This window comes from Photorhabdus sp. S10-54 (assembly GCF_963878145.1).
GTDB lineage: Bacteria > Pseudomonadota > Gammaproteobacteria > Enterobacterales > Enterobacteriaceae > Photorhabdus > Photorhabdus kayaii.
The window spans coordinates 18,449-32,602 of sequence record NZ_CAWNXG010000005.1; the positions used below are offsets into that span (position 1 = coordinate 18,449).

The window sequence follows — 14,154 nt, forward strand, 5'->3', positions numbered from 1 at the left end:
ATCAATGCTTGAAATCCAATAACGGTCAAAGCTGGCTCTTAACTTTCTTATTCACTCCTTTCATTACTGTGCTACTAGCTCAGGTAAACTAATATCTGCTCCTAACATCCCTTATATACAACATTCATTGCCGGATTGTATTAATCAATTTCTTATGATCGAATTCAATATAATAACAATTATTTATCTGTTGATTGGCCGATTACCGATAAATAAAATTAAATCACCTAACAAAAAACAAGCAATAGAAAATGCTAATACATAAAATCACCAATACTGACTATATCAATTAATATCTATCATTATCATTAATTAATATTCCCCCCAAAGATTCATTGCTTATAATTATTCCGCTTTATTAAATGCGAACTAAATAATCGCGAAATAAACTTTTTCAGCATAAATAATAACCGCCACAAGGCTGGTTGCTGCGGTAGCTATACCCATAATTCATGACTAATAAAAATAGTTAGCCAGGGAAATACGGCAATCCCAGTTTTTATTGGTCGTTTCTCACCGAAAAAAACCAGCGCAACGCCACAAGCAACACACATTTAATCGTCTGCCCTGAACAATTGAGCTCTATTCTAACTTTTTGCTCTTCTTTCTTATTCATATTAACCTCAACTAACATCTGTTAAATATGCATAAAACTATCAATCGAAGTCTAAAAAGTCACACTTCAGGTGGAGAAAACATTAAAACAATAAACCTCGATACTATATTCCCTATAGAGGAACTGTACCATCGCGGCAAATACTTCTGACCGTCATGAAAACCTCCGAGGCAGGTGAACATACTTGATTTCCCCAGGAATAAGCTCTATTTCGTAATGCTTCCAATGATCTCGGATGTGGGTAGTCACGAGTCTCCGTGATATAGCAAGCCATTGCTTGAAGTTCCATTTCTAGAGTAGATGTAATATCTACCCATGTATCAGGAATGAACGTTCGAGGGTAAGCCCATTCCGTACTACTTGCAGTGTCAAAGGCAAAAACTGCTTTTATATACTCCTCAATGGGCCTTACTGCAACCAAAGTGGCTTTAAATAGAAGTTCATGATCATAATTTATATCACCACCATATTGGCAATAAATGATTGTCGGGCGTATTTCTTTGATTATTTCCTCCAATGGCCGGATAATTTCAATGAGATTAAATTGATCTAACCGCTGATCAGGAAAATTCAAATAACGGATATCTGTTACTCCCAATTTATTAGCTGCATTTTGTGCAAAAGAATACATATCAATCTCTTGGTCAGTGTAACGTAATGATACCCCTTCACAAAAAATCACACTTGTTACTGAAATACCCATTTTACGATACAGAGCAACTGTTCCTCCACATCCTAGAATCTCATCATCAGGGTGTGCTGCAATAACAAGAACTCTAATATTTTTATTGACTAATTTCACAGAAAAAATTCCTTGGGAAATTTGAATGGTAATATTTATAAATTAATAATTTTTTATTTTGTTACCGATTAATCAGATTTACCTATTCTTAAATTAATATTTCATTAATCTAATTCATATCATAGACTATACAAAATAGATATATTCATATTCAAATAGGCCATATATGATGTAACATTTGACATTAACAATCAGTATTAAGAAAACTATGTAAAAGCAAGGTTTAGCCCTCTATTCATACAGATAAGAGTATCCTAATAGGATATTTTCAGATCACCGATGTAGAAAATAACAGGATTTCATTTGGTAATAAATATATTACCTTAACGAGTTATTTATAGGAGTCTAAATATTTTATTTCCTTATCAAAAACACGTTCCAAAGAGATTATAAGTTCATTAATACTACCTTCAAACTGCAAACCAAATTTAGTCATATTTTTCTGTACTCAATTCCATCCTGATAGTATTTCGTCTCCATTCTCTGGTGTTGTCTTGCTCCTGAAATGACGCTCTCTCGCCATGAGAATCCCTCTAAAACAACCATAAAATTTTCTAAATATGTAATGATTTTTTAAAAGTAATTTATCAAATTTATTTTCCTTCATATATAAAATCTGTTTCTTCGCATGATTAAAAACAATAATATATTCTTTCATATAATCCTTACTCAAAAGATAAGGAATTATCATTGAATTATTTATTTTATACCCCGTTCTAGATAGATAAAAACCGTTGATTTTAAATTTATCTCTGTTATGCAAGTCTGAAATAAATGAAAGAATGGTTTCATTATCATAAGGGTCCCACATTAGCAATTTATTTATCCCAACCCGTTTAGACACAACATATTTGGTATGATCAAATTTCTGATAATAGTCCAATTCATTTGAAAAAAATATGAATTAGATTCTAAAATAAAAAGTTCATTTAATGGAATTTCATTTAATTCTTGTAGATAATATACAGTTGTATCTATATGAAAAAACTCTTTTAAAAACATAAAAAATATATGTGGCGCAGCACTTCCAGAAAATATTTCTGTAGGCAAATGATAAGAAATATCTACGTTAAAAGTATGAAGTTCATCAGTACATATATTGTGATATTCCATCCAATAAACAAGTGCATTAAAGAAACAATCGTATGGACCTAAGTGTTCAAAATAATTACCTATAAAATCAATATGCTTACTCATCTATCCACCCTGAATCTTCATTTCATTCTGCTAAGTTAATATACACTTGATCGTATAATCTCCCCATTATATGACGATCAAAAGTTGCTCCGCGCTTTCTGGCATTTTCTCCCATTTTCATACGCAGAATCTCATCTTGAATAAGAAGTTGACAAAAATCTCTTGCCTGTTTATATCCAGTACATAAAAAACCAGTTTCTCCATGAATAATCTGTTCTGAATTTCCCCCTTTTTTTTCAGCAATAATTGGAATACCTGAAACCATCGCTTCTGAAATTACATTAGCAAACCCTTCTAAACTATCATCAGGTGTAAGATAAAGGAATATATCACATATAGAAAGCATTTCTCTTATTCTACTTCCAGGCCAAATATTAATCATATTTTGCGCTTGGCAGATCATTATTTCTTCATTTAATTTATCAATAAGAATAGGATCACCATCACCAACTATAATAAAAGTTGCATCTAGATTGAAATCGACTAAATTAGCTATATAGTTTTTTGGTATCTTATTTTCATAAATAGTACTATGTCGCCCAATAATAATTCCTTCCGTTTTTTGTCTATTTAAAATAAATTGTTGCACATCAATATAACTTTTAATCACAATTCTTCTGTTTCTTCCGATATGCTCCTGAAATCTGTCAATAAAATCGCTTCCTGAAACATAAACATCTGCTTGAATATCTTCAACTGGCGCAGGATCTTGTACTGTTACAATAACATGACAGTTATGAGGTATCCGGCTCTTAGGTATCATCTTAAATCCGGGCCACCAATGGTAATGAATAATATCAGGTAACTCCTCTATGATTATTTTGATAAGATTTCTTTGTGCGTAATCTATGAATTTAATCTGTAACTCCTCAAGCTCAGATTCATACTGGTTTAAAGTACTAACCACTATATATTCAAAGCATAACGATGTAGATCTTATGATATTAATGAGAGCTCGTTGAGCCCCTCCAACCTTCATATGTTGTATTAAATGTAGTATTTTCAATTTTTTAGGTAAAATTTTTTCTTCTTTCTTCATTACAATTCACCTTTTTATCTAATCATCTTATAATAAGTTCTCTTAGATTTTTCCACTTCTGTTCGAAAGCCATTTTCTAAAGATAAACAAAATCCCTCCAAACTAATTTCTCCAAACGTAAATTCTTTATAGATGACAGGGACAATTGTTGGATATTTTTTCATAAAATATTCAAAATTCTTATTAATATCTCTTATCCTGTCATTTCCAACTATATGCTCCAGATGATATACTACCGCGTCAGATCTATATTTATAACGATTACCATGTAAAGCTAAACGATACCCTAACTCAACATCTTCTATTCCCCATCCTATAAAGCCTTCATCAAATCCACCGACTTCTACTAGATCACTTTTCCGTGCTGAAACATTACGTGCTACAAAGCAAATCCACCTAGCCTGATCATTCTTTTGATATTCACTATCAAACAATCGTAACGTTTGTTTTCCATAGAAATCTCTGCGAGCTTGTTTCAATAACCCTTCCATATCTCCATGTAATGCCCTAACAAGAGAATACCTTACTGAATCTCTCATGAGATTGGACCAATACACATTATAACGATCACCTACAACAACTAAGCTCTCTTCATTACGATGCTCATAAATATGTGCTCTAACAAATGTAGAATTCACGATTACATCATCATCTGTAAGAATGATAACTTCACCTTTTGCAGCATGGATACCAACGTTTCTAGCGACAGCAATTCCTTGATGTACCGTTTTTATATATTGAATTGCCAGATAATTTGCAAACTTATCTATTATTACGCGTAAGTCAATATCAGAGCCATCATCAATAATAATGACCTCAAATGGGACCTCAGTTGGTTCTTGATTTACAAGGGACTGTAACGTAATTTCCAGACGCTCTGGCTTATTCCTCGTAATAATAAGAACACTTGCATATATTTGATACATTATACATCCCTCCTTTCTCAACTACCTGTGCTGGAATATGATTTTAATCCCAATCGCCAAATTATCCTTGATAGAATTAAGAAAAAAATCGAAATGAAAACTGACATTATCCCTAATTCCCATCCAATATTTCCAATTAACGCCATAGCAGCAGGATTCGCAATTAATGCCAGAGGAACTATTATCTTAAAAATAAAACCAAACCCTCCATTAAAGATATCAATAGGAAAACGAGCAATAATAATATTATTTAAAAACAAGGAATCTCGGTGTTCATTACCAGGCCACCAAAACGAAGTAACAGTCCAAATAAACCAGATACTGTAGTACGTTATCATTCCAGTCAGCAACAGCAAAATGTACAGAAGTAAATTGATAAAATGAAAGCTCAATGAAGCAAAGGTTTTGTTGCTTCCTAAGTAACATTTCAAAATAATAGATCATCTGAAGGGAATTCAGTTAAATTTTTGCGTTCTGAACATCCAATATTAACGTAAATATAAGCAATCGATGTTTTGATAAAATGGTTATTATTATGCGAATGTAAGTTAAATACTGATTTAAATAAATAACTTTCATTGAGTAGTTGTTGTAAATATAATATTTTCTCGTTTTTTATTTTCTAGTATTTTATTCTTTAGGCGCTTATATTAATGCATTCGGTAAAGATTTGCCTGAGGAAATCTGAAACAATGTTTTTTGTAACTTGGTAGAAATACTATACCTTGACAATGAGTGGTAATGACTAACTGATAAGACAGAGAAACAGATTGTGGCAAAGAAAGAAAAACAGCCTCACCATGACGCGTTATTCAAACATTTTTTAACGCAGCCCGATACGGCCAGGGAGTTTTTATCCCTTTATCTGCCCGAAGAGGTCCAGTCGTTGTGTGATTTAGCCACATTGAAACTGGAGCCCGGCAGTTTTGTGGACCGGCATTTACGTCAACTGCACAGTGATGTGCTGTATTCGGTTGAAACGGTCCGGGGACAAGGTTATATCTATTGTCTGATTGAACATCAGTCCACCCCTGACCCACTGATGGCCTGGCGGTTGATGTATTATGCCATGTCAGCCATGGCGGCTCACCTGAAAAAAGGCCATACTGAGCTCCCTTTGGTGGCGCCTCTGCTGTTTTATCATGGTGAGGTTCGGCCGTATCCTTATTCAAACCGGTGGCTGGATTGTTTTACATTGCCTGAACAGGCTGCTCGCTTATACCGCCAGGCATTTCCGTTGGTGGACGTCAGTGTGCTCAGCGATGAAGACATCCTGACACATAAAGGGGTTGCCCTGATGGAGCTGGTGCAAAAACATATTCGCTGCCGGGATATGCAGGAATGGGTCCCCCAATTGGTGGAACTCTTGAATGCGGGGTATAATACAGCCGAGCAGCGCAATGTTGTGTTAAGCTATATTTTACTGAATGGACATACGCTGGATCTCTCCCACTTTGTCCATCAACTGATTGAACAATCTCCGGAGCATGAAACGATGTTGATGACTATTGCAGAAGAGCTTGAACAAAGAGGGCGCGAGCAAGGTATCAAGCAAGGTATCAAGCAAGGTATTGAGCAAGGCCGAACAGAAGGCCGAACAGAAGGTAGAGAGGAAGGTAAACTGGAAACGGCTCGTGCCTTATTACGGCATGGCGTGAGTTTGGATATTATTGTCACCAGTACCGGACTGAGCCGGGATAAAATTGAAGCGTTAAAGCATTAAATTAATCTTCTGTTTCACAGTAAAATGCCGATATTCAAGATCGGCATTTTTGTTCTTATTCAAGGTGATGGCTGTACAGGGGACTTTTACGTTTGCCCGGCGAAGCTGAAACTGGTCAGACTGAAGCAACTATCTCCGAAGCATGAAACGATGTTGATGACTATTGCAGAAGAGCTTGAACAAAGAGGGCGCGAGCAAGGTATCAAGCAAGGTATTGAGCAAGGCCGAACAGAAGGTAGAGAGGAAGGTAAACTGGAAACGGCTCGTGCCTTATTACGGCATGGCGTGAGTTTGGATATTATTGTCACCAGTACCGGACTGAGCCGGGATAAAATTGAAGCGTTAAAGCATTAAATTAATCTTCTCTTTCACAGCAAAATGCCGATATTCAAGATCGGCATTTTTGTTCTTACAGGATGATGACTATACAAGGGACTTTTACGTTTGCCTGGCGAAGCTGAAACCTATCAGACGGAAGCAACTTTATCGGGGCCCTAAGAGCGTGGGGAACGCGATTAAGTGAGTTGTTTGCGGAAACAAATGACTCATTCTGTTTCGTTAAAACCTCAATGTTCATATGCCTGATGTGACCGTTTATTACTGATTTTGGTATCCAAACAGAGTTCATGAATTCCTTTGTTGTAAGGTATCAAAATTTACAAATTCTGGTACCGGGGAATTTGCTACATAATGCAATATTAAAAGCCATGATATTCTGAAGTTGTTATTGCGACTTTAAAATGTCACTTCTGGAATAAAAGAGTGGGGTGATTGGCTTTATCTTCTGAGGCGACCCCTTGTTGTTTTAATGGAGACTGTAATTAATCTTTATGGAGTTTTATTTGCTGTGGTTATTTCAATGCCTATTGCACTTTTCTTGATGTCAGTTAACTTATTTATATTTATGAAGAAATATAAAAATATAGCACATCGTGATAAATATTTTTCTGATTATGTGGATTGTTTTCTTTTTATATTATGATGAAATTTAGTGTATATTAATCAGATTGCTTACTTATTGGGATGTTTAGATAATGACAAAACAGAAAATAGAGGCATTATTAATGATAAAGAGTGGATTTAATTCTCGTGAGATAAACTTAATAAAATCAGTTGAAAAAAGAGATGGAATACCGATAGCAGATGAAATTAATTTGTTAGGGAATAGGTTTTATACCCTATGGATTTCAAGATGGATCGCGACGGCAAGGGAGTGCAGCCAACAAAGAGGCAATTTGAAAGATAACGGATATATAAGTCGTTTATAAATAAGGTTTCATAATTCCGCTACACGTAGCTTCCTTCAACCCATTGTTATACATAGGGTTGTTAGTAGATAAGGTGTAGCACCATTTTGGAAAGTTATTTATTTATGAAAAGATATAAACGACTTATACCTTAATCTTTTATTCGTTATATGAATCATATGCTGACTCGCTTATTGGCTTGACCGCAAGGTACCCCCATTTTGAAATAATAATCACTGCTTCTATTACGATCTCTGTTTAATATGAAGTCCATCTTTAATAAGCCATTTCATCCCAAATACTATATCCACTTGTGCGTGTAGTTTGATCCTGGCAAGCCAGAGTTTGATATTTAAAATGGTTTTTCCTACTGTTTTTAAACGTCATTTCAGAGATGGAAGTTAACTAATTTAATTAATAGACAACCTTATGACCATAACTTTCCAAAATGTTTTTCACTCTCTCCATTGTCTCTTTTGCTGGCGGTTTTACACCTTCCAACTGATATTTTTCCCCCATAGTTGTCCATTTATGTTTACCCAGTTCGTGATAAGGCAGAAGCTCGATTTTTTCAATATTTTTCATATCTTTGGTAAATTCACCTAGCTTATGAACGGATTCATTATCATCGGACCAACCCGGAACCACAACGTAACGAATCCAGGTTTTCTGGTTACGTTTAGCCAGATAGCGGGCAAACTCCAAGGTGCGATGATTGGAGACACCGACTAATTTCTGATGAATCTCATCATTAAGTTGCTTCAAATCGAGCATAACGAGATCTGTGGCATCCATTAATTCATCAATAACCGGACCATAGCGGCGGACAAATCCATTAGTGTCAAGACAAGTATGAATACCTTCGGCACGACAGGCTCGGAACCAGTCACGTACAAATTCAGTTTGAAGAACGGCTTCACCACCCGATGCAGTAACCCCGCCACCGGATGCGTTCATAAAATGACGATAGGTTGTCGCTTCTTTTATCAATTCTTCAACAGTCACGTCTTTGCCGCCGTGGGTATCCCATGTGTCGCGGTTATGGCAATAGAGACAACGCATCAGGCAACCTTGAAAGAAAACAATAAACCGGATACCGGGGCCATCAACGGTGCCACAGGATTCGAAAGAGTGGATACGACCAAGTACGGACATAACAGGTTTACTCCAAAACTGGCAGGATAAACGAATAGAGGCCCTAAAATTCAGGGCCTTTGCTAACAAATTATTACATAGATTGGGTAAAAGTACGGGTAATTACATCCTGTTGTTGCTCTTTAGTCAGTGAGTTGAAACGTACGGCATAACCTGATACCCGGATGGTGAGCTGAGGGTATTTCTCAGGGTCTTCCATGGCATCGAGCAGCATGTCACGGTTCATCACATTGACGTTCAAATGCTGACCACCTTCAATTTCTGCTTCATGGTGGAAATAACCATCCAGCAAACCAGCCAGATTAGTTTTGCGTGTTTCATCATCTTTGCCTAACGCGTTTGGTACGATAGAGAAGGTATAAGAGATACCATCTTTTGCATAGGCGAAAGGCAATTTAGCCACAGAGGTCAAAGAGGCGACGGCACCTTTTTGATCACGACCATGCATTGGATTGGCACCGGGTCCAAATGGTGCGCCAGCACGACGTCCGTCAGGGGTGTTACCGGTTTTCTTACCATATACCACGTTAGAAGTGATAGTCAGAACGGATTGTGTCGGTACCGCGTTGCGATAAGTATTCAGTTTCTGGATTTTTTTCATGAAACGTTCAACCAAATCACAGGCGATATCATCAACACGTGAGTCGTTGTTACCGAATTGTGGATATTCACCTTCAATCTTGAAATCAACCGCTAAACCATTTTCATCACGAATCGGTGTCACTTTGGCATATTTGATGGCAGACAATGAGTCAGCGGCGACAGATAGACCGGCAATGCCACAGGCCATAGTACGGTAAACATCACGGTCGTGCAGTGCCATCAGTGCCGCTTCATAGCTATACTTATCATGCATATAGTGAATGATGTTTAGTGCAGTAACATACTGTTTTGCCAGCCAATCCATAAAGTGATCCATGCGGGCCATAACCTTGTCGTAATCCAGCACTTCATCTTTTATTGGCTCTTCTTTCGGGCCAACCTGCATTTTCAGCTTTTCATCTACACCGCCGTTAATAGCGTACAGCATCGTTTTAGCCAGATTTGCGCGGGCGCCGAAGAATTGCATCTGTTTACCCACAATCATAGGGCTGACGCAACAAGCAATAGCGTAATCATCGTTGTTGAAGTCAGGGCGCATCAAATCATCGTTCTCATATTGCAAAGATGAGGTATCGATGGAAACTTTTGCCGCGAATTTTTTGAAATTTGTCGGCAGTTTTTCGGACCATAGGATGGTCATGTTGGGTTCTGGTGATGGGCCCATTGTGTATAGGGTGTTCAGGAAGCGGAAACTATTTTTAGTCACCAGCGTGCGACCATCTATTCCCATACCTGCCAGAGATTCTGTTGCCCAGATTGGGTCACCGGAAAACAGTTCGTCGTATTCAGGTGTCCGCAGGAAACGAACCATACGCAGTTTCATCACCAGATGGTCAATTAATTCCTGAGCTTCAACTTCTGTCAGCTTACCCGCTTTCAGGTCACGTTCGATGTAGATATCCAGGAAACTGGAAACGCGACCGAAGGACATTGCGGCACCATTTTGAGACTTAACCGCTGCCAGATAAGCGAAATAAGTCCACTGTATCGCTTCCTTAGCGTCAGTGGCGGGGCCAGAAATATCATAGCCGTATTTAGCCGCCATCTCTTTAATCTGGCCCAGAGCGCGGTGCTGTTCAGCGATTTCTTCACGCAATTGAATAATCATTGCCAGATCTTCACCGTTTTCCAGTTTTTCCTGCAATGAATTGAACTGAGCTAATTTATCATCACGCAAGAAATCGATACCGTATACTGCAACACGACGGTAGTCACCAATAATGCGACCACGGCCATAGGCATCAGGCAGACCTGTCAGAACACCAGATTTTCGGCATTTAAGAATATCTGGTGTGTAAACATCGAAAACGCCTTGATTATGCGTTTTGCGGTATTCAGTGAAAATCTGTTTCAATTTAGGATCGAGTTCACGGCCATAAACTTTACATGATCCTTCTACCATTTTGATGCCGCCAAATGGGATTAGGGCACGTTTTAATGGGGCTTCCGTTTGCAGGCCAACAATGGTTTCCAGATCTTTTTCGATATAACCTGCGTCGTGGGAGGTAATAGTAGCAGCAACATCAGTATCAAAATCAACCGGCGCATGAGTGCGGTTTTCGATTTTGATACCTTCCATGACTTTTTCCCATAAGGTATCGGTCGCTTTTGTCGAACCTGCCAGGAAAGATTCATCACCCTCATATGGCGTATAGTTTTTTTGGATGAAGTCACGAACATTGACTGCGCTTTGCCAATCACCCAGGTTAAAACCTTGCCATGCTACAGAGAACTTTTTATTTAATTCAGTCATGATACTTCTACCTTTGTAATAATCGAACTTTTAAGAAATCAGGCGAGAGAGCTAATTAATGTTTTTGCTCACTACGCAGATAAATTGACCAGTAAGTTAAACCCACAAAAATGGCGCCACCGATAATGTTACCAATAGTGACTGGAATTAAATTGTTAGTAATAAAGTGTGCAATGGTGAGTTGAGAAAATTGTTCAGGCGTTGCCCCTACGTTAATCCAAAATTCAGTTGGTGCGAAATGTTTAATAGCAACACCAAGCGGGATTAAAAATATATTCGCAATACTGTGCTCAAAGCCGCTGGCAACGAACATACTTACTGGCAAAATCATGGCGAATATTTTGTCCATTAAACTACGTCCGGCATAACTCATCCAAACAGCGAGACAAACCATTAAATTGGCGAGAATGCCTAAAAATAGCGCTTCAATAAAAGAGTGATGCATTTTATGGTTTGCTGTTTGCAAGACATTCAAGCCCCATAATCCGTCGGCAACACGGTATTGACCGGCAAACCAGATAATGGCGACGAAAAATAGCGCGCCAATCAAATTACCGAGATAAACGTTAATCCAGTTTTTAATCATTTGATACCAGGTTATACGCCCGGTGGCTTTGGAAATAATCGTCAACACAGTAGAAGTAAATAAATCTGCTCCGCAAACGACTACTAACATTAATCCAAGGGAAAAACAGATACCGCCGACTAATTTAGCTAGCCCATAAGGGACAGATGTGGTTCCTGTAGTCGCGGTAATATAAAAGACGAATGCAATGGAAATAAAAATTCCGGCAGTTATTGCTGACAGATAGGTAATGGCAACAGGTTTAGTAGTTTTATAAACACCAATGTCATTGGCGATTTGTGTCATTATCGCAGGTGGTAATAGGTTAAAGGGGGTGTCAGCTTTCATACCAACATTCTCTTTATCATTAATAAGTTACGGTACGTAATGATAGTAACAAAGGCGTGAAGGGGAGAATTTGATATAGATCATAATTCCCTGAGAGTGGACTCTGTTTTGGGGAGTGAAAATGGTTTAAATTCAACTTAACCTGTTGATTTTAATAAAATAAAAAAATTTTAAAAATTATAATATTTTTTTATTTAACCCATTGGTAGGAAGTTTGGTAAGTAAAATTACAGGCCAAATTGTCATTTACTTGTTGTTGCAAATAAATTTAATTTAACCTGAATTTTACTTTTAATTATAAATTGTCTTTTCTACAATTTTATTTTGCGTTCCAGAAATCGCATTTTGCTTTTTGCAGCTTCTCATAAGCAGCCAATAAAGCCTGATGAGCGGGCAGTGATTTTAAATCTGCATCAACTGACCACAGACCATAAAAACAGTGTTCACCAGAAATAGCTGCTGATGCTGCTTCAACAGCATCTTGCCCATACATTTTTACGAATGCTTGATAATATTGTGTAGGCGCTTTATCCGCTTCCAGAGCAAGTAAAAGTAGTGTTTGCAAACAGCGATAATAATTAGCGCGTTCGGCCGTAAAGATTGAGGCGTTAAAATCTTGAGTCCATTCTACCCAAATTAAAGCCTGTTCCAAATCACCGCCAGCCAGCGCCAACATGGATTTTAGTTCACCAATCCGTAAATTGCTCCAGCCATTATCTTTACCCACCGCAATGCCAAACAACTCACGGATACGGGTAAAATCATCCAAACCTTCTTCATCTAATTGCTCAATCAGTGCCAGATATTCTTCGGCTTGCCACTGGCTATCCGGTAATGCTAATAAAGCTTCCCGCAAATGCGTTCCCATCGTGTTATTAGCAAGATGTAAATCTTCCACAGGATAAATATCAGACATTCCCGGAACCAAAATACGGCAGGCATAAACACCAAGGTGTTCGTAGTCAGCAATATAAACTTCGGCATCCAATTGTTTGAAGATAGTCATCAAAGTGGCGAACTCTTCTTCTGTCGTGCCGCTGAAATTCCAGTCATCGAACGCATAATCAGCATCTTGTTTGAATAAATCCCAACTGATTAAACCGCTCGAATCGATAAAGTGAGTTTCCAGATTGGTATGTTCTGCCACTTCTTCATTATCGAAAGTCGGCGCATTGAACACATCCAGATCTTTCAAACTGCGTCCTTGTAATAATTCGGTCACAGTACGTTCCAGTGCTACACCAAATTCAGGATGTGCACCAAAAGAGGCGAAACAAGTCCCGTTATTGGGATTAAACAGCACTACGCAAATAACCGGGAACTGTCCACCGAGAGAGGCGTCATAACAATAGAGTGGGAAACCTTCATCCTGTAATTTGCTGACTGCGGCGACAACGCCGGGATAACGGTTCATCACTTCCTGGGGAATTTCTGGCAGGCTGATGCCTTCGGCGATAATACGATTTTTCACATAGCGTTCAAAAATTTCAGATAATCCCTGAACTCTGGCTTCATTCATAGTGTTGCCAGCTGACATACCATTGGAAACATAAAGATTGCCAATAATATTCATCGGAATATAGACGGTATGATCATCAGACTGACGAGTAAATGGCAGCGAGCAGATACCACGCTCTTCATTACCTGATTGCAAATCGACTAACTGACTGGCGCATAACTCATTTTCAGGATTATAAAATTGGTGTAACCGGTCATCCAGAATGCCTGCTGGTAGAGAATCATCTTCCGGTAAAGCAAACCATTTTTCATTCGGATAATGGACAAAATCACCGTTAGCGATAGCTTCGCCTAAATAGAAGTCAGCAAAAAAATAGTTAGTTGACAAGCGTTCAAAATACTCCCCTAAAGCAGAAGCTAAAGCGGCTTTCTTGCTGGCACCTTTGCCATTGGTAAAACAGAGAGGGCAATCGCGGTCGCGGATATGAACCGACCAGACATTAGGAACCGGGTTCAGCCATGAAGCTTCTTCGATATTAAAACCAAGGTGTTGCAGTTTTTGCTGAAAACGGTTGATTGAGTCTTCCAGTGCGGCGTCTTTGCCGGGAATAAAGGTTTGCGTCATGGTATTCACTTATGAGTGCTCGTTATGGGGCGCTCATCATACGAGTTTTTTTTCAGTAGCTAAAGTCTGGTATGTATCACAGATTTATTGTTATCAT

The 14,154-nt window shown here is 38.2% G+C and carries 12 protein-coding genes and 1 pseudogene; 3 read left to right on the forward strand and 10 right to left on the reverse strand.

The window, feature by feature from the left end:
• Positions 1-728 precede the first annotated feature (728 nt).
• The 6 genes from AACQ83_RS04105 to AACQ83_RS04130 form a co-directional block, all read right to left on the reverse strand.
• Positions 729-1,418, reverse strand: a complete 690-nt coding sequence (locus AACQ83_RS04105) for a PIG-L deacetylase family protein (RefSeq protein WP_112876647.1) — start codon at positions 1,416-1,418, stop codon at positions 729-731.
• Positions 1,419-1,866: 448 nt separating this feature from the next.
• The gene (locus AACQ83_RS04110) at positions 1,867-2,235 is read right to left on the reverse strand and encodes a hypothetical protein (protein ID WP_146747885.1); all 369 of its coding nucleotides are present in this window, start codon (positions 2,233-2,235) and stop codon (positions 1,867-1,869) included.
• Between the two features lie 5 nt (positions 2,236-2,240).
• Complete coding sequence (locus tag AACQ83_RS04115) at positions 2,241-2,615, reverse strand: hypothetical protein (protein WP_112886937.1); 375 nt, start codon at positions 2,613-2,615, stop codon at positions 2,241-2,243.
• Positions 2,616-2,637: 22 nt separating this feature from the next.
• The gene (locus tag AACQ83_RS04120; protein WP_112876644.1) at positions 2,638-3,654 is read right to left on the reverse strand and encodes a glycosyltransferase family 4 protein; all 1,017 of its coding nucleotides are present in this window, start codon (positions 3,652-3,654) and stop codon (positions 2,638-2,640) included.
• Between the two features lie 14 nt (positions 3,655-3,668).
• Positions 3,669-4,580: a glycosyltransferase gene (locus AACQ83_RS04125; RefSeq protein ID WP_112876643.1), complete on the reverse strand. Its 912-nt coding sequence runs from the start codon at positions 4,578-4,580 to the stop codon at positions 3,669-3,671.
• 17 nt (positions 4,581-4,597) lie between these two features.
• Positions 4,598-4,918 (reverse strand): ABC-2 family transporter protein, encoded by a 321-nt coding sequence (locus AACQ83_RS04130; protein ID WP_240000689.1) that lies wholly within the window; start codon positions 4,916-4,918, stop codon positions 4,598-4,600.
• Positions 4,919-5,352: 434 nt separating this feature from the next.
• Here AACQ83_RS04130 and AACQ83_RS04135 point away from each other — a divergent pair, with 434 nt between their 5' ends.
• The 3 genes and pseudogenes from AACQ83_RS04135 to AACQ83_RS04145 all read left to right on the forward strand — a co-directional run bounded on the left by AACQ83_RS04135 (position 5,353) and on the right by AACQ83_RS04145 (position 7,571).
• A complete protein-coding gene (locus tag AACQ83_RS04135) occupies positions 5,353-6,303 on the forward strand; it encodes an Rpn family recombination-promoting nuclease/putative transposase (protein ID WP_112876642.1) in 951 nt (316 codons plus the stop codon).
• Between the two features lie 117 nt (positions 6,304-6,420).
• Positions 6,421-6,657, forward strand: a pseudogene (locus AACQ83_RS04140) (ISNCY family transposase); the annotation flags it as partial.
• A gap of 680 nt (positions 6,658-7,337) precedes the next feature.
• The gene (locus AACQ83_RS04145) at positions 7,338-7,571 is read left to right on the forward strand and encodes a hypothetical protein (RefSeq protein ID WP_112876640.1); all 234 of its coding nucleotides are present in this window, start codon (positions 7,338-7,340) and stop codon (positions 7,569-7,571) included.
• A gap of 393 nt (positions 7,572-7,964) precedes the next feature.
• Here AACQ83_RS04145 and pflA read toward each other — a convergent pair whose 3' ends face one another.
• From pflA to ycaO, 4 genes are all read right to left on the reverse strand, one after another.
• Positions 7,965-8,705, reverse strand: coding sequence for a pyruvate formate lyase 1-activating protein (pflA, locus tag AACQ83_RS04150; protein ID WP_112876639.1), 741 nt, complete (start codon positions 8,703-8,705; stop codon positions 7,965-7,967).
• A gap of 73 nt (positions 8,706-8,778) precedes the next feature.
• Positions 8,779-11,061, reverse strand: a complete 2,283-nt coding sequence (gene pflB / locus AACQ83_RS04155; protein ID WP_112876638.1) for a formate C-acetyltransferase — start codon at positions 11,059-11,061, stop codon at positions 8,779-8,781.
• Between the two features lie 55 nt (positions 11,062-11,116).
• Positions 11,117-11,974, reverse strand: a complete 858-nt coding sequence (gene focA / locus AACQ83_RS04160; protein ID WP_112876637.1) for a formate transporter FocA — start codon at positions 11,972-11,974, stop codon at positions 11,117-11,119.
• Positions 11,975-12,293: 319 nt separating this feature from the next.
• Positions 12,294-14,057, reverse strand: a complete 1,764-nt coding sequence (ycaO, locus tag AACQ83_RS04165; RefSeq protein ID WP_112876636.1) for a 30S ribosomal protein S12 methylthiotransferase accessory factor YcaO — start codon at positions 14,055-14,057, stop codon at positions 12,294-12,296.
• Positions 14,058-14,154: the final 97 nt, after the last annotated feature.

Bases quoted from the DNA above. Each gene is read 5' to 3' on its own strand.
- AACQ83_RS04115 (WP_112886937.1), bottom strand. From the start codon at position 2,615: ATGAGTAAGCATATTGATTTTATAGGTAATTATTTTGAACACTTAGGT.
- AACQ83_RS04120 (WP_112876644.1), bottom strand. From the start codon at position 3,654: ATGAAGAAAGAAGAAAAAATTTTACCTAAAAAATTGAAAATACTACAT.
- focA (WP_112876637.1), bottom strand. From the start codon at position 11,974: ATGAAAGCTGACACCCCCTTTAACCTATTACCACCTGCGATAATGACA.
- pflA (WP_112876639.1), bottom strand. From the start codon at position 8,705: ATGTCCGTACTTGGTCGTATCCACTCTTTCGAATCCTGTGGCACCGTT.
- AACQ83_RS04125 (WP_112876643.1), bottom strand. From the start codon at position 4,580: ATGTATCAAATATATGCAAGTGTTCTTATTATTACGAGGAATAAGCCA.
- AACQ83_RS04145 (WP_112876640.1), top strand. From the start codon at position 7,338: ATGACAAAACAGAAAATAGAGGCATTATTAATGATAAAGAGTGGATTT.
- AACQ83_RS04130 (WP_240000689.1), bottom strand. From the start codon at position 4,918: ATGATAACGTACTACAGTATCTGGTTTATTTGGACTGTTACTTCGTTT.
- pflB (WP_112876638.1), bottom strand. From the start codon at position 11,061: ATGACTGAATTAAATAAAAAGTTCTCTGTAGCATGGCAAGGTTTTAAC.
- ycaO (WP_112876636.1), bottom strand. From the start codon at position 14,057: ATGACGCAAACCTTTATTCCCGGCAAAGACGCCGCACTGGAAGACTCA.